This window comes from Natrinema halophilum, from assembly GCF_013402815.2.
Classification (GTDB): Archaea; Halobacteriota; Halobacteria; order Halobacteriales; family Natrialbaceae; genus Natrinema; species Natrinema halophilum.
Window position 1 is genome coordinate 1,470,972 of the sequence record NZ_CP058601.1, and the last position, 18,096, is coordinate 1,489,067.

The following is an 18,096-nucleotide window of genomic DNA, read 5'->3' on the forward strand; positions in this document are numbered from 1 at the left end:
GACCACACCTACACCTATTTCCGTTCCAACGGACGTCGTCGGTCTCCACACCGTCGCCGGCACACTCGCTCAGCCGGTGACTTCGTTCTCGGCAACCAACCGGGAGACCGTAGCGGCGAGGTCTCGAGCCGCGTTACGAACCGCTTATTCGGCGGAAACCAGACAGTACGCCCGACCGGGTTCCTCGAGCACCGTCTCTTCGTCTTCGTCGTAGTAGTTCGTAAAGACGCCGCGCTCGGCGTAATAGATCCGGCCGTCGCGGGGGATCGCACCGCTCGTAACGTGACCGCGGTTTTCGACCCGCCAGCGTGGCTCGCCGGTGGTCCTGTCGAGAGCATAGAGGTGGGTGTCGTAAGAGCCGACGAGGATCGTCTCGGCGGTCGCCGTAAGAGAGCCGATGATGTGGCCGCCCACGTTCGTCGACCACAGTTCGTCACCAGTCGCTGTATCGAGCGCGCGGACGTAATGGTCGTCGCCACCCACGTAGACGATTCCCTCATCGGGATCGACAGCCGGGTTCGACATGACCACGTCACCCGTATCGACCGACCACTCCTCGCTGCCGTCGGCGAGATCGAGACGGTAGAACCGGCCATCCCACGAGCCGGCGAACGCCCCGCCGTCGTAGACGGGGATCGTTCCCTTGATCTGGGCACCAAGACGGAACGTTCCATCTGCCATCGATTCGCCGTCGGGACCGCCCCCGCCGCCGGCCTGGAACGACCAGGCGAACTCGAGCGAGGGGAACTCCCAGCAGTAGACGACGCCGTCGTTCGAGCCCGTGACGAGTCGGCCGGCCTCGCAGTCGATCGCGGGCGAGGGATGGGGCATCCCCCAGATGCGGTCGTCGCTCCAGGTCGGATTCCCGGTTTCGGCGTCGACTTCCCACAGTGCACCGCTGGCCGGGTTCTTGTGTTCGGTGAGCAAATAGAGATTTCCGTCCACGTACGCAGGGCTCGAGCCGATCGCGATCGCATCGCCGAACTCCCGGGTTCGGGTATGCCAGATCCGGTCGCCGGTCGCGATGTCGATAGCGTAGAGTTCGCCGTCGTAGCCGCCGATGTAGGCGGTATCCTCGACGATCGTTGGCGTCCCGTGAAAGCCGAGGCTTCGGGCGGCACCCGTCTCGATTTGCCAGCGGTGATCGCCGTCGGGTTCGACGGCGTGAACGTGACCGGTGTCACTCGCGATGAGAATCGTCTCGCCGTCCGGCGTCGGTCGGGGCGTCGACTTGGCCGCAGTGTGACCGATGCGGTTGACCGGGACGGACCAGTCGACTCGGACGGACGACGGGACGACTTCGTCAGGATAGTAGCCGTAACGGCGCAATCCGCGACGAAACATCGAGATGTCGTCGTCCGCCGGGAGCGGAACGTATCCATCACCGGTCGCGGCGTCGGCAGCGACGGGGTCGCAATCCGGTGGCGATCGATACTGTCGTCCGATACAACCGGCCAGACCGACGATACCGGACGCTCCCGCAGCGCGAAGGAGCAATCGCCTGCTCACACCGGTACCGACAGCGGTCCGATCCGGCCGCTCTGAGGACGCATCATGCGACTTTCGTGTGGAACCGCCATCGCGGCGGTCAGCGACTGGCTCGTGCACGGTCCGTTTCGTCTCCTCTCTTACTCCTGTTGGGCGTCGACGACCGCCACGCCAGCCAGGTTAACGATGTCTTTGACCTCGTCGCCGCGCTGGAGGACGTGGACTGGTTTGTCCATCCCGACGAGCATCGGACCGATCGCGTCCGCGCCGCCGAGGCGCTGGAGCAGCTTGTAGCCGATGTTGCCCGACTCGAGGTTGGGAAAGACCAACACGTTCGCGGGCTCATCGAGTTCGGAGAAGCCGTAGGTTCCCTCGAGAATATCCTCGACGACGGCCGTGTCTGCTTGCATCTCACCGTCGACGGGGAAGTCGATCTCGGGATCGTCCTGTAACATGGCGGCTGCCTTGCGTGGTTTCCGGGTAGCTTCGTTGTTGACGCTCCCGAAGTTCGAGTAGGAAAGCAAGGCAGCGCGGGGTTCGACGTTGAATCGACGTGCGAGCTTGCCGGTCTGTTTGGTAACTTCGGCGAGAACGTCCTTGTCGGGAGATTGATTGACCGTCGCGTCGGCGACGAAGATCACGCGATTTTTGAACGCGAGCATGTAAACGCCCGCAGCATAGTCGACGTCCTCGTCGGTTCCGATCACCTGCAGCGGCGGTCGGAGTGCCGACGGATAGTGGTGGGAAAGTCCCGTGAGCAACGCGTCGGCGTCGCCCCGTTCGACCATCACGCTGCCGAAGTAGTTCGTATCATGCTCGATGAGTTCGCCTGCCTCGCTCCGCGTAATGCCCTTGCGAGAGCGAAGTTCGTGGAGTCTGTCGGCGTACTCCTCGTAATCGCCGATGGACGGGTCGGCGACGGTCGGTTCGAAGTCCAGCCCGAGATTCGCGGCTGTGCCCTTGATCTCATCTTCGTCACCGATGAGGATCGGTAGCGCGATCCCCTGCTCCTGAATCTGGTATGCCGCTCGGATCATCTTCTCGTTTTCGCCCTCGGCGAGCGCGACTGTCTGCGGGTCGCTCTTGGCTTTATTGAGGACGACGCGCATCATCTCTCGGGACTTGCCCAGCCGCGCCTCGAGTTGCTCTTCGTACTCCTCGAGGTCGATTTCGGTGCGGGCGGCACCCGACTCCATCGCGGCCTCGGCGATCGACGGCGCGACGCGAAAGAGGACGCGAGGATCGACGGGCTTCGGAATGATGTAGTCGGGACCGTACTGGATGGGGTCGTCTCCGTAGGCCTTGACGACCGCATCCGGAACGTCCTGGCGAGCGAGTTCGGCCAGCGCCTCGGCGCAGGCGACCTTCATGTCCTCGTTAATTTCGGTGGCACGCACGTCGAGCGCGCCGCGGAAAATAAAGGGGAAGCCGAGGACGTTGTTGACCTGGTTGGGATAATCCGAGCGCCCGGTCGCCATGATGACGGTGTCGTCGCGGGCCTCTTTGGCCACCTCGTAGTCGATTTCCGGATCGGGATTGGCCATCGCGAAGACGATGGGATCGGACGCCATGGACTGGACCATTTCTTCGGAGACGATGCCGCCGATCGAGAGGCCGACGAAGACGTCCGCGCCCTCCATCGCGTCAGCGAGGTCACCTTCGGGAACGTCACGGGCGAACTGCTGTTTGTACTCGTTTACTTCGCCCCGTCGCGCGCGCTCTTCGGTGATGATCCCCGAAGAGTCACACATCGTGATATTCTCCTTCTTACAGCCGAGAGAAACGTAGAACCGGGCGGTCGCAATAGCGCTTGCACCGGCGCCCGAGAAGGCAATCTCCAGGTCCTCGAGATCTTTTCCGGCGATATCTGCGGCATTGAGCAGCGCAGCACCGGAAATAATCGCCGTCCCGTGTTGGTCGTCGTGGAAGACTGGAATGTCAATTTCTTCGCGCAGACGCTCCTCGACGGTGAAACACTCCGGCGCTTTGATGTCCTCCAGATTGATGCCGCCGAAGGTTGGTTCCATCATCTTGACGGCTTCGACGAGTTTGTCGGGATCGGCCTCGTCGAGTTCGATGTCGAAAACGTCGATGTCGGCGAAGCGCTTGAACAGGACGCCCTTCCCCTCCATAACGGGTTTGGACGCTTGCGCACCGATATCGCCGAGTCCGAGGACGGCCGATCCGTTGGAGACGACGCCCACGAGATTTCCTTTCGCCGTGTACGAGTAGGCATCCGTCTCGTCGTCGTCGATCTCGAGACACGGCGCAGCGACGCCCGGCGAGTACGCAAGCGACAGGTCGCGTTGCGTATTCGTCGGTTTCGTCGTCGATATCTCGATCTTCCCCGGTGGGTCCGTCCGATGGTACTCCAGTGAGTCCTCGTCTAATCCCATATCGGGGACACTGCGGGCGACTACTAAAACGATGCGAAGGGATCTTTCGACATCTGTCGATATCAACTAACAGTCGGATTGCAATTCGTCTCGGCGAACAAATAGTTCGATTCGACCGTTTTATAGCACCGGGCATGTGAGGAGGGATATGGACGTCGCGCTTGGTGGGACCTTCGACCCCGTTCACGACGGCCACAGACGGCTGTTTGAACGGGCATTCGAACTCGGAGATGTGACTGTGGGGCTGACCAGCGACGAACTCGCGCCCAAGACACGCGCAGTCGAACGACGAGTGAGATCGTACGACGAACGTAAACGGAACCTCGAGACCGAACTCGACGCAATCGCGGCCGAATACGACCGCGAGTTCCAAGTTCGGAAACTCGAGAAGCCGACGGGAATCGCGACCGAACCACAGTTCGACTACCTCGTCGTCTCTCCCGAAACGCAGGAGGGTGGGCGGCGCATTAACGAAATCCGAACCGAGCGCGGCCACGACCCCCTGGACGTCATCGTCGTTCCGCACCTCCGGGCCGACGACGGCGACATCATCTCGAGTACGCGGATCGTCAACGGGGAAATCGACGAACACGGGAACATCGTCGACCACTGAAACGCGCTGAGCGTCGGCGGCGATCTGCCCGCGGACGGTTCGTTTGATTGCGATGTCAACCCGGTGGCAATATCCATCGGTTATTGACTCCGTCCGTCGTTCATTTCATTCTCGTAACGGATACGTACACCGAATCAGTACGTCACTGGCCTCCGAAACGGTCGAGCGTACGTGATCGTTACCATCGCGGCGGTTCGAGCCCCGCGGATTCGAGCAACTCCTTCCAGCGTGATTGAATCGACAATCGTGAGACGTCTGCAGCGTCGGCGACAGCACCCTGTGTGCGGCCGTCACCGGCGACGAGCGAACCAGCGTAAACGCTTGCGGCGAGGACCGCACGCTTGGATCGATCGGACGCAGGGACGTCGGCGAGGAAAAGATCGATGGCACAAGACCGCGCATCCGGCGAGAGATCCAACCGATCGGCGACGGTCTCGAGTTCCTCGAGCCACGGTTCGTATTCGACGCGATCCCGGGCGCTGTGCATACCCGCGAGTATCGGATCGGTGGGGATAAATCTACGGTCGAGACGACGCTGCTGATCGATTGGCCGAGTGAGACGCCGCGGAGTCGCCAATAGCGTACTACCGAAGGCAACGTTCAACTACGAATGACTTGGAAAACCGGCCGTTCTCCATCGATTTCACTAGGAGACGACTACTAAACCCTGCGTCACCCGAAGGAGCGCCTGGCGCCGTCGATCGACGTCGGTTTGCATCCCCATGAAAGAGCCAACCTGCAAACTCGTCTGTACCGGTTGCGGGCTCGAGATGCCGTATCGGGAGCGGTCGTTGGCCGAACAGGCTGCCGAATTACACCAGCTTCGGGACCCCGAACACGTGACGTTTATCGTGCCGCCGGACTGGTCGCCCGAAGAACCGGTGAAACACGGGTAAGGCGAACCGACGGCGCAGACCGACAGGTTCTTACTCGAATCGTGAAAACTCGAGGATGCGCGCGGGTAGCCAAGCTAGGCCAACGGCGCAGCGCTTAGGACGCTGTCCCGTAGGGGTCCGCCGGTTCGAATCCGGTCCCGCGCATTGCTGTCGCGAGCAAATCCGCGAGCGACAGCAATCGTCGGCCGGTTCGAAGTAGGGAAGACGCGCGCAGCGTAGCGAGCACGTCTTCACGTGGTTCGAATCCGGTCCCGCGCATTCTCCGCGAACAAATCCATGAGCAGAGAATGCGGTCAGCGGATTCAAACCCTGGAAGTCGCAGTGCGCGCAGCGAACGACGTGAGCGAGTACATCCGTCTTCACGTGGTTCGAATCCGGTCCCGCGCACTGAAACGAGTTTTCGAGCGGAGCGAGAACACGAGTGAAGGAGCAGGAGCGGGTTCGCGGCCCAGAGGACGTGCGAAGCGAAGTACTCGCGGTTCGAATCCGGTCCCGCGCATGCTTCTTCGAGTGATTTCGCGGAGTTGTCTCGTGCCAAGAAGTCGCATGAGAGAAGACGAGCACACCGACTCGAGTTGCCGTGGTGGTGTTCGAGTTCCGTCTCACGCACTCGAGATGCCATTCCGTGAGGCGGAGCCGAAATCTGTATTCCTCGAGCATCGACGAGCGGCGCTCCGAATGCGCATGCAATCCGTCCGTCTGAGCCCACCAGATCCGCCCCTGGCCGGCAGAAACGGAACGAACATCCAGAAGTGGCCGTTGACGGTCAGGGAGGCATGTTCGCGCTTTAATTGTATCGCAGTTTACTTACGCCGTCTGCCGGTGATTAGCCGTCAGTTTCCGACAACGTACTCGCGTCGAGTTCCCCCTCGAGATACGAGTTCCCTTCCTCGGAGATCACGTAGAAGCCTCGAGACGGACGCTCGAGTAACCCGTAGGAGGCGAGTTTGCGGCAGCGAGTCCCGATATAATCATTATTCCGGTCGAGAGCATCTGCGATCACCTTGGGAGTGCCAGCAGTTTCCGATGAGAGGTACTCGAGTATCTCGTCGTCTGCCCGCGTCATCCATTCGGCACGCTTTCGCATCTGTATAGCTATGCTGAGCATAGTTGCATGAAGGTACGCCTTAACAGGTCTCCTAACCGCTCTAGCAGTTTTCAAATTTTGTAAGGGTGGTCAATAGAACTGCAAAGCATAGTTTTTTGTTATACTACTGTATTGTATGAGATGGCGGGACGGCGGACTGGCTACGCCGAATCAGTATCCGCAAAAGTGCAGGCCGGTGCTACCCCACCGACCTGCGTCAGCTCCCGTCTCTATCCACGGAAGCCATGCTACCCAACGATTCGCGGGGGCTTGAAACCCTCGACCGACGAGATGCATCGCCCGACCTGACTGCTCGAGACCGCACGGAAACTCGAGCGAAGCCAGCACACCGCGTCCGCCTCGAGGCGATCGACGCGGCGGTGCAGGGGTTGCTCGTGGACGTACGACGACTGCGTCGAAATGGGGTGCTCGAGGGGGAAACGGGACGCGATGTCGAGGGGCGATTGCACGAAATACGGTCGGAAGCCGTGTCCATCGGGCGGCTGATCGGGACCGCAAACGGCGAGACCGACCACGACGGCGCTGGCTCGAGCGGGGGCGAAATCGCGACCGAGGCCGACGCTTGCGGCACTGACTCCGATGCTGTCCCGATGGTCACGCGTCGTGGTGGCGGGGTGTTGTCGGTACTCGGACCCGCTCCGTCCGCCTTCGAACGCGAGCGCGCTGATCACGACACCTGACCGGCGGTGGTCGCTGCGCCGAGCCCGCTGAGACGCGTCGAACATCGGTTTTCGGAGGCACCACCGGACTCGGAGTTCGCCAGCGGTGCCAAAACCCAAATCACGGCCGCGTTGCTGTGCTCCCCAGAAGCGGACCGACGGCCTGGATGACGAACAGTCCTCGTCGTCGGTAGTCGATACGCAAACTGGATAGTCGAGATCGTGTCCCTTGCTTGTAACTATCGCTACAATATGTATTTCAACGAATTACCCGGAGGGATAACCCATCGAAGTCAGATAATTTAAGAAAGCTCGGCGAGTCGTAGCGATATCGATGGCTCCTCCCTTCGAAAACGAATCTCTCGGCGTGGAATCTAACAGTCGGTCGACGGTTCTGGCGGCGCGGACGTCTCGTACGAGCAGACGACGGCTACTGGGAGCGGCCGCCACCGGCGCTCTCGGAACGGCATTCGCCGGCTGTCTCAGCAGTCTCACCGGCACCGGCGGCGATTCGGGAGCGGTCAAAATCGGGGTTCTGACCGGCGGAACCGGACCGGCTCAGAGTACCGCAGCGGAGGTGGCGGCCGAAACACTCGAGGAGAACGGCGGGATTCGCGGTCGCGACGTGACCGTTAGTACGGCGGAGACGGACTCGAGTCCGCTCGAGGCACGGCGGAGCTACCATCGGCTGGTGCTTGAGGAGGACGTCGACGTGACGATGGGAATTTCGACGGGAACGGTGCTCGATTACCTCATCGACGATTTCGCCGAGCAGCAACTGCTCCATTTCACGACGGGGTCCGAATCGCTCACGCCAACGAAACGCATCGACGAGGAGTACGAGAAATACAAATATCACTTCCGAACCGGACCGGTCAACACCGAGCAGTTGATCGAAAACCAGTTTGCGTTCCTTCAAAATATGGGGCCACAGCAGGGGTGGCAGTCGGTCGGGCTCCTGGTGGAAGGATATCCGTGGACCGAGGGGATCGTTTCGACGTTCGAGGACCAGCTCCCGAAGTTGGGATTCGAGATCCCGTACAGCCACCGGTATCAGCCCGCAAGAGACGATTTCGGCTCGATTTACGACGACGCCGAGCAAGCGGGCGTCGACGTCATGTGGGTCGTGATGGGCCACACCGGTGACGAGGCCGTCACACAGTGGGCCCGAGAGACGCGCGCGTTCGAGTTCGGCGGAACGCACGTCCGACTCCAGTACCCGGACTACTACGAGAACCTCGACGCAGCGCCCCGGTTTACGTTCACGCAGACGTCGGCGACCGCGACGAGCGAACTGACACCGCGCACCCAGGATTTCGTCGACCGGTATCGGTCGAAATCAGGCGGTGACGAGCCGATCTATACGTCGTACAACATGTACGATTCGATCGTCGCATACGCAGAAGCCGTCGAACGAGCCGGCGCGTTCGACACGGAGGCCGTCATCGCCGAACTCGAGTCGCTCGAGGTTCCGGGGACGACGGGGACCATTAGCTACTACGACGGTTCGAGCCGATATCCACACGACCGAAAGTTCGATCCCGAGAACGACGACCACTCCGGATCGATCTTCTTCCAGTGGCAGACGGACGAAAACGGCAACGGCGTTCAGGAAGTCGTCTGGCCGGAGAAGTTCGAGACAGCGACGTACACGTCGCCTCCGTGGGTTTGACACGGACGCGTCCCTTCGCAGAGAACGTCGAAAGCGAGTGCGTGGCTGAGACGCTCCGTCGATGACGGCGGATGGGGCCGAGGTTCGAGCGAGCGGCCCGTGTGGAATTTCGTGTGCTCTCGAGGGATACCGAATCCGCGACTCTGGCACTGACGGCCGTATCGACCGGAATTATGTCGATTACTGAGTGTTTCGGCACTGCTGAAGATAATCGGATGACACACGTCAGACATCCCAAAACGCTTATTCGGGCACGACCGGGTTGTATGACTAATGGTCGGGTTAGACGACGTGTTCGGGGATCTCTTTGCGAACGTCGATGCCGTCGTACTCTTCTCGCCGAGCGGTTCGTTCTACGAGGAGGTCGCTGCCGTCGACGAGGCCGACGTGATCGTCGTCGGAACGGAAAATACCGTGGGTGCGGAGACGTTCGTCGAACTCCCCCTCGCGTTCGAGGATATCACCGAACGGATCCGCTTCGGTCTCGAAGGCGCCATCGAACAGGGGGTGATCGAAGACGGTGACGAACTCGCCTGTGCGACGAGCATCTTCAGCGACGGAATCGATACGGTCTCCCGCGTTCGGGCGGATGCGGAGACCCATACCGGAATCTACGATCTGTTCGTCAAATCCCGGGCCGACCCGGACGTGATCAAATCGGTTCTCGAGTTAGCGATCGAACTGGGTCAGAAAGGACAGAAGGGAAAGCCCGTCGGGGCGCTGTTCGTGGTCGGCGACGCGGGAAAGGTGATGAACAAGTCTCGACCGCTTTCATATAACCCGTTCGAGAAGTCTCACGTTCACGTCGGCGATCCGATCGTGAACGTCATGTTGAAGGAGTTCTCTCGGCTCGACGGCGCATTCGTCATCTCGGATGCGGGAAAGATCGTCTCCGCATATCGCTACCTCGAACCGTCGGCTGAAGGGGTCGATATCCCGAAAGGACTCGGTGCGCGACACATGGCGGGCGGCGCGATCACGCGCGATACGAACGCGATTACGATCGTTTTGTCGGAAAGCGACGGCCTCGTCCGCGCCTTCAAGGCCGGTGAACTGATTCTGGAGGTCGACCCGGAGGCGTACTGATATGGAGGATTGGCAGCTCTTCGTCGACGAACCGGCCGTTATAGCGGCTGCAGTGCTGGCGCTTGGGCTCGTCGTCGGCTACCTCGTCGGCCGGCTCAACGAAGAGTTGCTGTCAGCGTCGGGGGTGCCGGAAGCCGTCGAGGGAACGCCGTTCGAGCGAACCGCCCAGTCGATCGGAACGTCGACGGTCGAAATCGTCGCGCGGCTGAGCTCGTGGTTCATCTATGGGATCGCCGTTCTCACGGCGATTCATATCGCGCAATTGCTCGATACGGACGCCTTCTGGCTCCGGGTTACGGAGTTCATTCCGCAGCTTTTCATCGCCGTCCTCGTCCTCATCATCGGGTTTATCGTCGCGGACAAGTCCGAACTCATCGTCAGCGAGTATCTTCGGGGGGTCAAGCTTCCCGACGTGTCGGTCATCCCGAAACTGGTCAAGTACTCCGTCCTCTACGTCACCTTCATCATCGCGCTGGGCCAGGTCGGCGTGCACGTACTGGCTCTTCTGATTCTCCTGACGGTGTACGCCGTCGGCGTCGTCATCGTCGGTACGGTCGCGTTCAAAGATTTCCTCGTCTCGAGTGCGGCGGGGATTTACCTGTTGCTCAATCAGCCCTACGGGATCGGCGACGAGATACGGATCGGCGACCAGTCGGGCATCGTCCAGGAGGTAGACCTGTTCGTCACCAAAATCGAGGATGACTCGGAGGAGTACATCGTTCCCAATCGGAAAGTCTTCGAGAACGGTGTCGTCCGAATGCGGGACTGAGAGACGTTCCATAGACGCGGTGAGAAACGGGTTTCGCCGACGGGTGCGCCTACTCGAGCGACAGTCCCGCGTGCCAGCGATCGGCGCCAGCGTCGCGTTTGACCGCGTCCATTCTCGCCAGGAGGTGCGTGGCGAGCGACGCGGTTTCTGCGGCTCGTGATTCTCCTTCGGTCCGAAATTCGCCCGTTTCACGATTAGCGTAGACGGTACAGACCGCCCCTGCACGGAGGTCGTACAGGTTCGCGAGCGTCAAGAGGACGCTCGCCTCCATCTCGATGTTTTTGACGTTCGCCGCTTTGAGATCGGCGATCAGGTCGTCCGAGCCGGCGGCTTCGAACTCGTCGAAACCCGGCCGGCCCTGTCCAGCGTAGAACGAGTCGGCACTCATCGTGACGCCGGTGTGGTAATCGTAGCCGAGTCGCTCCGCGGCTGCGATCAGCGCAGAGACGACCTCGTGATCCGCGGCGGCCGGATAGTCCTCGCGGACGTACTCGTCGCTGGTTCCTTCCTGGCGAACCGCGCCGGTCGTGATCACGAGATCGCCCACGTCCATTTCGGGCTGGATCGCCCCGCAAGAGCCGACACGAATGAAGGTGTCGGCGCCGACGCGTGCCAGTTCCTCGAGCGCGATCGCAGCCGATGGACTGCCGATTCCGGTCGACGTAACAGAGATCGGCGTTCCGTCGTAACTGCCCGTTGCCGTCCGATATTCACGGTGGCGGGCAATGATCTCGTGGTCGTCCCAGTCGGCGACGATCGTCTCGAGACGGTCGGGATTTCCCGGTAACAGAACGGCGTCGGCGACGTCGTCGGGGCCGACCTCGAGGTGGTACTGTACGTCGGCGTTCGGGTTTTCGCTGTCGCCAGGCATCTGCTATCGGCGGTTCGATCCGACGCTGTATATAAATGCGGGGCCCGAGTAGGAAACGTATGGCACGGGGGACGCTCGCGGACACCTACGTCGCCGCCATCCAGCACGATCTGGCCGACCTACCGGCGGATACGACCCGCGTCGGTGTCGTTCGACGTCCGACATCCTGGTTTCACGCGGCCGTCGACGAGAATCAGCCCGCCCTCGGCCCGCCCGCCGACCTGCTCGAATCGATGCGCCACCGCGAGGAAGACATGAAGATGCAAGGGCTGTGCGAAGAGGGCGCGCACAACGCCGCCTGGGACCAGGTCGGATTCGAGGAAGCGTATCGGGAGCATCTGGAGACGGAAGCCAAAGCGCAGGCGGCGCTCGCGACGCTCGAGGATCGGCTGGCGGCCGGCGAATCGGTGGCGCTGGTCTGCTACGAGAACACGGAGAAAAAACGGTGTCACCGGACGATTCTCAGGGAGGTTCTGGAGGAACGTGACCCGTAACGGCTGAATTGAGCCACAGCCGCTACTGATGTGATTGACAGAGCCCCGACAAACCACGGTGGTCGGAACCAAGAGACGTCCAAAAACGGTCAAAACGGCCCACATCGGACGAACCCGGCTTCGTCGAGCAAGATGGATCGTCCGGTGCGGTCACTCGATAGGGGCTCGGTTTACAGCGTCTTTAGGCGCGGGAAGATATCAATCGAGCATGTCCTGCGTGATCGTATTCGGAAGCAGTTCACCGAGCGAGTACTCGGCAACGTCGTCGCCGCCCTCGTCGCACAGTATCACCAGTTCGTCGTCGCAGAACTCCGCGAGGGTCTGGCGACACATTCCGCAGGGAGTGACGCCGTCCCGGCGGTCAGAGCTTACGGCGAGCCGCGAGAACTCCCGGTGGCCGTTCTTGACCGCCTCAGCGATTGCGACCTCCTCGGCGTGGAGGCTGTTGCTGAAGTTCGCGTTCTCGAGGTTACAGCCGACGAAGACATCGCCGTTTGCAGTCTCTATGGCTGCGCCGACCCGGTAGTCAGAGTAGGGGACGTGGGCGCGATTCTGCACCTCGCGAGCGGCGTCGATCAAGTCGTCCATAGGGATCAGTTAGAACAGCGGCTACCAAAGAATATCGGCTGGTCACCGGTTGTCGGCCACCGCCGTCTCGATGACTGCGCGCGCCTCTGCGACGAGTTCGTCGACGGTCTCGCTCTCCGCATAGAGGCGGATGTACGGTTCCGTGCCACTCGGTCGGACGAGCAGCCACGATGCGTCCTCGAACTCCAGGCGGACACCGTACTCCGTCTCGACGGCGGCCCTCGGGAACGCGTCGGGGAGCGCAATCTCGAGGGCGGCCATGGCTTCGGATTTCGCGTCGTCCGGGCAGTCCAGGCTGACTTTTCGGTAGGGCCGTTCCGTGACCGGTTTCCGAATTGCGTCGGTGTCACCTGCTTCGTCGACGAGCGCGGCGACGGCCGAGGCGCTGACGACGCCGTCGATCCAGCCGCCGAAGGCGGTGTGGATGTGCTTCCAGGGTTCGGCCGCAAAGACGACCTCCGTGTCTTCGCCGGCGCGGTCGCGTTCGCGGGCGATTCCTTCGTGGAGAGCTCCAAGGCGGACGCGTTCGACGCGACCGCCGGCTGCACGGACTCGCTCGTCGATGCGGGCGGACGCATTGGGTGTCGTCACGACGACTGGATCGGCAGCGTCGCTGTCGGCAGCGTAGTGAGCCGCGACCACGGCGAGGACCGTATCTTCGTGGATCGGATCTCCATCGGAGCCGAGGACGACGAGTCGGTCGGCGTCGCCGTCGTGGGCGAGGCCGAGATCGAACGTCCCGTCGGCGAGGAATTCGGAGAATTCAGACAGCGTTTCCGGAGTTGGCTTGCTCTCGCGGCCGGGGAAGTGGCCGTCGACAGTAGCATTGACAGCGACGACCGACGCGCCGAGGCGCTCCAGAACCTGCGGTGTCGCGAGCGATCCCATTCCGTTCCCACAGTCAACCGAGATCCGAAGCCCCGTGAGAGGGGCGTCTGGAATCCCGTCTTCGGCCTTTTCGCTTCGAATACCGAACTGATTCCGAACGTAGGCGACGACAGCGTCACGGTACCGATCGAGAACCGGGAGCCGCTCGGAGTCGCCCCACTCGTCCCAGCGAGCCAACCTCGATCCATCGGATGCGACGCGGTCCTCGATAGTCTGTTCGGCGTCGCTATCGTACTCGACGCCGTTTACGAAGAGTTTGATGCCATTGTCCGCGGGTGGGTTGTGACTCGCGGTAAGCATGACACCTCGTCGGCCTCGCGTGGCAAACGCGAGTGCGGGCGTTGGCACCTGTCCGACGCGGCGGACGACGGCCCCGGCGCTCTCGAGACCCGCTTCCATCGCCGCGGCGAGTGCCGGACTCGTCTCTCGCCCGTCACGGCCGACAACGAACGTTTCCCCGGGTTCGCCGGCTGCCTGGCCGACTGAGAGCGCCAACCGTGGCGTCACTTCTTCGACCGGACCGCGGATTCCTGCCGTCCCAAAAAGCGTCATGTGCGTCCGTTCCGCGAGCAGATACTTAGCAACACTGCACCGGTTCTGCTCGACGTCTGTGCCAGCCGGAACTAATCGGACTACTCGTCGGGGAGGTCGTCGATCAGGACGACGGCCTCACCGTCGATGACGGTCGAATCGGCGTCTTCGTTGCGGACGACCGTCTCGAGTCTGTACTGGTCGTTGCCGAGATTTTCGACGATTTCGACGCGAGCGGAGACGCGGTCACCGATACCGACCGGACCGCTGAATTCGAGATCCTGCGAGAGGTAGATGGTAAGTCCGGGTAGCCGGGCGAGAGCGGCGCTAATAAGCCCGGAAGCGAGGGTCCCGTGGACGATACGCTCGCCGAAACGGGTGTCGGCTGCGAATTCTTCGTCCAGGTGGAGCCGATTCGTGTCACCACTGACAGCGGCGAATGCGCGGACGTCGTTGTCCGTGATCGCCTTCTCGAACGTGACCGTGTCGCCGACGCTGATGCCATCGGGATCGTCGACCGTACGATCAAACTGCCAATCGAGATCGGAGTAGTCGATCGACGGAATCGGCGGAGAGACCCGTTCCCCCTCCTGGCCGTTCTCGCCATCTACAGACGGAAGCATCGCAGAAACAGCCGCTCGATTCGCAGCCGTCGCAGTTCGAAGGAACCCTCGCGTCATCGCCGACCACGCGGTCGTCATGGCGCTTAGATTATCTCCTCGAGTATTCTGGTGGGACATCTACGGGCGGCTAAGTGTGGGGTCTATATGACTTCTTTGGCTGTTCTAATATCATTTTTCTTCCACTATGGGGCTGTAATAGCAACCTACGGAGACTCTCGATGGCGATTCCGGTCGGTAAAAATAGATTACCAGATCGCCGTCGTATGCCGTCAGTCCGCCGGAACCGAACCGATTAGCACCACTGAATATCACTGCAAACCACTAGATGCCATCTATTGCCATGAGATGGTGATTCGTGGAAAGGCTTATGTGATCTCCAGTCCAAAGAGCTGTTGATGACGGACGACTCCGACCGATCGCTCTGGTTCCCACCCGCGCTGTTCGCAGAAGGGATGCAGGAAGCAGGAGAGCAGGTCGCCGAATCCCAGCAGGAGATGATGAAGCAGTTGTTGCAGGCGACGTCGGCGAATCCGTTCGAGAACGGGTCGGCGTTCGGCCCAATGAGCATGGGAACGGCGACGTTCAAAGCCCGCGTTCAGAGCGGCGGTCGGATCAGCATTCCCGGTCCCGAACGGGAAGCCCTCGATATCGAAGAGGGCGATATCGTCCAGACGATCGTCGTCCCCGTCAAACGAAACCGAGAGGAGCAATCATGAACCAGAATCCATTCAGCGCAGTTTTCGACGCACAGCGTACCGCAATCGAACAGAGTCAGAATCTCACTCACGACGCCCTCGAAGCCCAGCAAATGTCGCTCGGTGCCTTCGCCGACGCGGTCGAAACGTCGAGTGCGATGTTCGAGTCGAACGCTGAAGTAACTCGCGGCGCCGTCCACGCATACTTCGACGCCGTCGAAACGGGACTTCCCGAGGGAAGCGCCGACTTCGACGAACTCCGAGAACTCGTCGACGAAGGGTTCGACTCCGCAACCGAAGCGCAGTCCCAGTCGCTCGAGGCCGTCCTCGAAGCGATCGAGGAATCCGAAGTCGCTTACGAAGAGTTCGCCCAGAGCTACGCCGACGTCGTCGATACATCGTTCGACGCCTACCTCGACGCACACGAGCAGGTCGAGCAAAACGTCACCGCCGTCGCCGAGAACGTCGAAGAAGCCGCCGACGAGTTCGACGTTTCGGCGTAACGCAGGGACGTCGTTTTTTACAGCACACCGTTACTTTTCACCCATGGCAGACTCACAACCCCCGGCACAGAACTGGAACGCGTTCGTCGAGCAGTGGAACGAACAATTCCTCGATGCACTCGAGGACAACATGGAGGCCCAGGCCCGGTTCGTCGAGAGCTGGTCCGAAACGGTTGGCGACATCAGCGAGGACACCGAAATTTCCGACGGCGTCGAGGGTTACGCTCGCGCCTACGAAACGTGGATGAACGCCTCGAAGCAGATGGTAGACCGGATGAACGATCAACTCGAGGGCGAGGACGTCGACGTCGAGGAGTTCCGTGACATCTGGCTCAATACGGCCAACGAGGCGTTCAAAGACGTCATGTCGACGACTGCGTTCGCCAAAATGACTGGCGAGACCGTCGGCGACGTTCTCGAACTCCAGCAACAAGCAGACGAGGCGTCTCAGGAGACGCTCCGGACGCTCGGCTTTGCGACCGAAACGGATGTCGTCGAAATCGGCGACCGACTCGTCGAACTCGAACGCCGCCAGCACGCCGTCGAGGAAAAACTCGACCGCGTTCTCGAACACCTAGAAGACGAGCAATGAAAAACCCGTATTCGATCGCACTGGACATGCAGCGCCAGGCCTGGGAGGGCGCGGCCGATCTGGCGGACAAAACCACAGTCGCACCGGAACGAACCGAAACCTCGGAGAACGTCGAGGTCGGGCAGACGCCGAGCGAGGTCGTTTACGAGGAGAACAAACTGCGGCTCCTTCACTACGAGCCGATGACGGAAGAGCAACACGACATACCGATCCTCGTCGTGTACGCACTGATCAACAAGCCCTACATCCTCGATTTGCAACCCGACCGCTCGGTCGTCCAGACGCTGCTCGAGGCAGGCTTCGACGTCTACCTGATCGACTGGGGTGAACCGTCCAAACTCGATCGGACGCTGTCGCTTTCCGATTACGTCAACCGGTACATCGACAACTGCGTCGACGTCGTTCGCGAGCGCTCCGGTCAGGATGCGATCAACATCCTCGGCTACTGCATGGGCGGCACGAAATCGGCCATGTACGCGTCGCTGTACCCCGAAAAAGTCAAGAATCTGGCGCTTATGGCTGCTGGCCTCTGTTTTGACGGGGACGGCGGCGTCCTCGAGCTCTGGGGAGCTGAAGCGTACTACGATCCGGAGACAGTCACCGAAACCTTCGACAACGTCCCGTCCGAGTTCCTGGACGTCGGCTTTGCGCTGATGGACCCGGTTGCCAACAACGTCACGAAGTACGTCCGGTTCTACGACAACGTCGAGGACGAAGATTTCGTCGAAAACTTCGCCCGAATGGAGCGCTGGCTCGACGAGGGAATCGACGTCGCAGGCGAGGCCTACGAAGAGTTCATCCGCGACATTTACCAGGAAAACAAGCTCTACCGGAACGAACTGACGCTGGATGGCGAGCGCGTCGATCTCTCCAAAATCGACATGCCCGTCCTTCAGATCGTCGCTGAATACGACCACCTCATCCCACCGTCGGCCTCCAAACCGTTCAACGACGTCATCCAGTCCGAAGACACCGAGATACTCGAGTTCGCGACGGGCCACATCGGGATGTCCGTCTCCTCGCGAAGCCACGCGGACCTCTGGCCCCAGGTCTGTGACTGGTTCGAGGAGCGGTCGAACGGGACGGAGGCCGAGCTCGAAACGGAGACGGATACCGAAACGCCGCCCGAAACGGATGCTGCGCTCGCCGAAGACGCAGGTGACGAATCGGGTATCGAAGACCTCGCTGACGGCGGCTCGAACGTCGAGACGACCTCGAGTTCCGACGTCGCTGCCGAAGGCGAAGACGAAATCGAACACGTCGCCGACGAGATCGGATCGAAAACCGACGACCTCACCGAACTAACCGGCATCGGTCAGACATACTCGGACGCTCTCGCCGCCGCCGGGATCGAGACGTTCGATGATCTCGCAGATGCCGATGTCGAGGAGCTCACGACCGAGACGGGGATTGCTCCAGCCCGGATCGAAGGGTGGATCGAGCAGGCTCGCGAACGGTAGTTCGCGTCCGAGCCGCGCCACCGATCGGGCACATCGGACGCTCGCCTCAGTCGGCTCGCGCTGCGGACTCTGGCCACCATTTCAGCCGGCAGCCGAATTCACACCCACAGTGAATATTTTGCAAATCAATAGGACGTTATTTATCACCGGACGTCGAACGTTCA

Annotated in this window: 19 protein-coding genes and 1 tRNA gene; 12 read left to right on the forward strand and 8 right to left on the reverse strand. The window is 61.1% G+C overall.

Going from position 1 to position 18,096, the window contains the following annotated elements; genetic code table 11:
• Window positions 1–144: 144 nt before the first annotated feature.
• Together HYG82_RS27895 and HYG82_RS27900 are read right to left on the reverse strand one after the other, a co-directional pair.
• A complete protein-coding gene (locus HYG82_RS27895; RefSeq protein ID WP_179260355.1) occupies window positions 145–1,608 on the reverse strand; it encodes an outer membrane protein assembly factor BamB family protein in 1,464 nt (487 codons plus the stop codon).
• Window positions 1,609–1,628: 20 nt separating this feature from the next.
• Window positions 1,629–3,884: an NADP-dependent malic enzyme gene (locus HYG82_RS27900; protein ID WP_179260356.1), complete on the reverse strand. Its 2,256-nt coding sequence runs from the start codon at window positions 3,882–3,884 to the stop codon at window positions 1,629–1,631.
• A gap of 148 nt (window positions 3,885–4,032) precedes the next feature.
• Between HYG82_RS27900 and HYG82_RS27905 the strand changes: the two genes are divergently transcribed.
• Window positions 4,033–4,497, forward strand: coding sequence for a phosphopantetheine adenylyltransferase (locus HYG82_RS27905; protein WP_179260357.1), 465 nt, complete (start codon window positions 4,033–4,035; stop codon window positions 4,495–4,497).
• A 178-nt stretch (window positions 4,498–4,675) separates the two neighbouring features.
• Here HYG82_RS27905 and HYG82_RS27910 read toward each other — a convergent pair whose 3' ends face one another.
• Window positions 4,676–4,984 (reverse strand): transcription initiation factor IIB family protein, encoded by a 309-nt coding sequence (locus HYG82_RS27910; protein ID WP_179260358.1) that lies wholly within the window; start codon window positions 4,982–4,984, stop codon window positions 4,676–4,678.
• A 235-nt stretch (window positions 4,985–5,219) separates the two neighbouring features.
• Here HYG82_RS27910 and HYG82_RS27915 point away from each other — a divergent pair, with 235 nt between their 5' ends.
• Window positions 5,220–5,393 (forward strand): hypothetical protein, encoded by a 174-nt coding sequence (locus HYG82_RS27915; RefSeq protein ID WP_179260359.1) that lies wholly within the window; start codon window positions 5,220–5,222, stop codon window positions 5,391–5,393.
• Window positions 5,394–5,452: 59 nt separating this feature from the next.
• Window positions 5,453–5,537: transfer RNA gene (locus tag HYG82_RS27920), tRNA-Leu, on the forward strand.
• A 682-nt stretch (window positions 5,538–6,219) separates the two neighbouring features.
• On the opposite strand, the gene HYG82_RS27925 is transcribed toward HYG82_RS27920, so the two are convergent.
• Window positions 6,220–6,459, reverse strand: a complete 240-nt coding sequence (locus tag HYG82_RS27925) for a winged helix-turn-helix domain-containing protein (RefSeq protein WP_218834206.1) — start codon at window positions 6,457–6,459, stop codon at window positions 6,220–6,222.
• 266 nt (window positions 6,460–6,725) lie between these two features.
• Here HYG82_RS27925 and HYG82_RS27930 point away from each other — a divergent pair, with 266 nt between their 5' ends.
• The 4 genes from HYG82_RS27930 to HYG82_RS27945 all read left to right on the forward strand — a co-directional run bounded on the left by HYG82_RS27930 (window position 6,726) and on the right by HYG82_RS27945 (window position 10,687).
• The gene (locus HYG82_RS27930; protein WP_179260361.1) at window positions 6,726–7,181 is read left to right on the forward strand and encodes a hypothetical protein; all 456 of its coding nucleotides are present in this window, start codon (window positions 6,726–6,728) and stop codon (window positions 7,179–7,181) included.
• A 313-nt stretch (window positions 7,182–7,494) separates the two neighbouring features.
• Window positions 7,495–8,832, forward strand: a complete 1,338-nt coding sequence (locus HYG82_RS27935) for an ABC transporter substrate-binding protein (RefSeq protein ID WP_179260362.1) — start codon at window positions 7,495–7,497, stop codon at window positions 8,830–8,832.
• Between the two features lie 273 nt (window positions 8,833–9,105).
• Window positions 9,106–9,918, forward strand: coding sequence for a diadenylate cyclase DacZ (gene dacZ, locus HYG82_RS27940; protein ID WP_179260363.1), 813 nt, complete (start codon window positions 9,106–9,108; stop codon window positions 9,916–9,918).
• A 1-nt stretch (window position 9,919) separates the two neighbouring features.
• Complete coding sequence (locus HYG82_RS27945; protein WP_179260364.1) at window positions 9,920–10,687, forward strand: mechanosensitive ion channel family protein; 768 nt, start codon at window positions 9,920–9,922, stop codon at window positions 10,685–10,687.
• 49 nt (window positions 10,688–10,736) lie between these two features.
• Here the strand turns inward: HYG82_RS27945 and HYG82_RS27950 are convergent, their stop codons facing one another.
• Window positions 10,737–11,558: a nucleoside phosphorylase gene (locus tag HYG82_RS27950; RefSeq protein ID WP_179260365.1), complete on the reverse strand. Its 822-nt coding sequence runs from the start codon at window positions 11,556–11,558 to the stop codon at window positions 10,737–10,739.
• 59 nt (window positions 11,559–11,617) lie between these two features.
• Here HYG82_RS27950 and HYG82_RS27955 point away from each other — a divergent pair, with 59 nt between their 5' ends.
• The gene (locus HYG82_RS27955) at window positions 11,618–12,052 is read left to right on the forward strand and encodes a DUF488 domain-containing protein (RefSeq protein ID WP_179260366.1); all 435 of its coding nucleotides are present in this window, start codon (window positions 11,618–11,620) and stop codon (window positions 12,050–12,052) included.
• 198 nt (window positions 12,053–12,250) lie between these two features.
• Here the strand turns inward: HYG82_RS27955 and cdd are convergent, their stop codons facing one another.
• The 3 genes from cdd to HYG82_RS27970 form a co-directional block, all read right to left on the reverse strand.
• Entirely contained in the window at window positions 12,251–12,640 is a 390-nt protein-coding gene (cdd, locus tag HYG82_RS27960) for a cytidine deaminase (RefSeq protein WP_179260367.1), read from the reverse strand.
• Between the two features lie 42 nt (window positions 12,641–12,682).
• Window positions 12,683–14,080 carry a phosphohexomutase domain-containing protein gene (locus HYG82_RS27965; protein WP_179260368.1) on the reverse strand — a complete coding sequence of 466 codons (1,398 nt, stop codon included), beginning with the start codon at window positions 14,078–14,080 and terminating at the stop codon, window positions 12,683–12,685.
• Window positions 14,081–14,160: 80 nt separating this feature from the next.
• Window positions 14,161–14,799 (reverse strand): MaoC family dehydratase, encoded by a 639-nt coding sequence (locus HYG82_RS27970; protein WP_179260369.1) that lies wholly within the window; start codon window positions 14,797–14,799, stop codon window positions 14,161–14,163.
• A 278-nt stretch (window positions 14,800–15,077) separates the two neighbouring features.
• On the opposite strand from HYG82_RS27970, the gene HYG82_RS27975 reads away from it, so the two are divergent.
• The 4 genes from HYG82_RS27975 to phaC are packed head-to-tail and all read left to right on the forward strand — an operon-like array spanning window position 15,078 to window position 17,932.
• Window positions 15,078–15,398, forward strand: a complete 321-nt coding sequence (locus HYG82_RS27975; protein WP_179260370.1) for an AbrB/MazE/SpoVT family DNA-binding domain-containing protein — start codon at window positions 15,078–15,080, stop codon at window positions 15,396–15,398.
• Window positions 15,395–15,880 carry a hypothetical protein gene (locus HYG82_RS27980; RefSeq protein WP_179260371.1) on the forward strand — a complete coding sequence of 162 codons (486 nt, stop codon included), beginning with the start codon at window positions 15,395–15,397 and terminating at the stop codon, window positions 15,878–15,880. Before HYG82_RS27975 ends, HYG82_RS27980 begins: the two co-directional genes overlap by 4 nt.
• A gap of 43 nt (window positions 15,881–15,923) precedes the next feature.
• Complete coding sequence (locus tag HYG82_RS27985) at window positions 15,924–16,472, forward strand: poly(R)-hydroxyalkanoic acid synthase subunit PhaE (RefSeq protein ID WP_179260372.1); 549 nt, start codon at window positions 15,924–15,926, stop codon at window positions 16,470–16,472.
• Window positions 16,469–17,932 (forward strand): class III poly(R)-hydroxyalkanoic acid synthase subunit PhaC, encoded by a 1,464-nt coding sequence (gene phaC / locus HYG82_RS27990; RefSeq protein ID WP_179260373.1) that lies wholly within the window; start codon window positions 16,469–16,471, stop codon window positions 17,930–17,932. Before HYG82_RS27985 ends, phaC begins: the two co-directional genes overlap by 4 nt.
• Window positions 17,933–18,096: the final 164 nt, after the last annotated feature.

Coding starts and splice junctions, on each gene's coding strand:
- HYG82_RS27970 (WP_179260369.1), bottom strand. CDS start 14,799: ATGTCCCACCAGAATACTCGAGGAGATAATCTAAGCGCCATGACGACC.
- HYG82_RS27980 (WP_179260371.1), top strand. CDS start 15,395: ATGAACCAGAATCCATTCAGCGCAGTTTTCGACGCACAGCGTACCGCA.
- HYG82_RS27925 (WP_218834206.1), bottom strand. CDS start 6,459: ATGACGCGGGCAGACGACGAGATACTCGAGTACCTCTCATCGGAAACT.
- HYG82_RS27935 (WP_179260362.1), top strand. CDS start 7,495: ATGGCTCCTCCCTTCGAAAACGAATCTCTCGGCGTGGAATCTAACAGT.
- HYG82_RS27955 (WP_179260366.1), top strand. CDS start 11,618: ATGGCACGGGGGACGCTCGCGGACACCTACGTCGCCGCCATCCAGCAC.
- HYG82_RS27915 (WP_179260359.1), top strand. CDS start 5,220: ATGAAAGAGCCAACCTGCAAACTCGTCTGTACCGGTTGCGGGCTCGAG.
- HYG82_RS27985 (WP_179260372.1), top strand. CDS start 15,924: ATGGCAGACTCACAACCCCCGGCACAGAACTGGAACGCGTTCGTCGAG.
- HYG82_RS27965 (WP_179260368.1), bottom strand. CDS start 14,080: ATGACGCTTTTTGGGACGGCAGGAATCCGCGGTCCGGTCGAAGAAGTG.
- HYG82_RS27900 (WP_179260356.1), bottom strand. CDS start 3,884: ATGGGATTAGACGAGGACTCACTGGAGTACCATCGGACGGACCCACCG.
- phaC (WP_179260373.1), top strand. CDS start 16,469: ATGAAAAACCCGTATTCGATCGCACTGGACATGCAGCGCCAGGCCTGG.
- cdd (WP_179260367.1), bottom strand. CDS start 12,640: ATGGACGACTTGATCGACGCCGCTCGCGAGGTGCAGAATCGCGCCCAC.
- HYG82_RS27905 (WP_179260357.1), top strand. CDS start 4,033: ATGGACGTCGCGCTTGGTGGGACCTTCGACCCCGTTCACGACGGCCAC.
- HYG82_RS27930 (WP_179260361.1), top strand. CDS start 6,726: ATGCTACCCAACGATTCGCGGGGGCTTGAAACCCTCGACCGACGAGAT.
- HYG82_RS27910 (WP_179260358.1), bottom strand. CDS start 4,984: ATGCACAGCGCCCGGGATCGCGTCGAATACGAACCGTGGCTCGAGGAA.
- HYG82_RS27945 (WP_179260364.1), top strand. CDS start 9,920: ATGGAGGATTGGCAGCTCTTCGTCGACGAACCGGCCGTTATAGCGGCT.
- HYG82_RS27950 (WP_179260365.1), bottom strand. CDS start 11,558: ATGCCTGGCGACAGCGAAAACCCGAACGCCGACGTACAGTACCACCTC.
- HYG82_RS27975 (WP_179260370.1), top strand. CDS start 15,078: ATGACGGACGACTCCGACCGATCGCTCTGGTTCCCACCCGCGCTGTTC.
- dacZ (WP_179260363.1), top strand. CDS start 9,106: ATGGTCGGGTTAGACGACGTGTTCGGGGATCTCTTTGCGAACGTCGAT.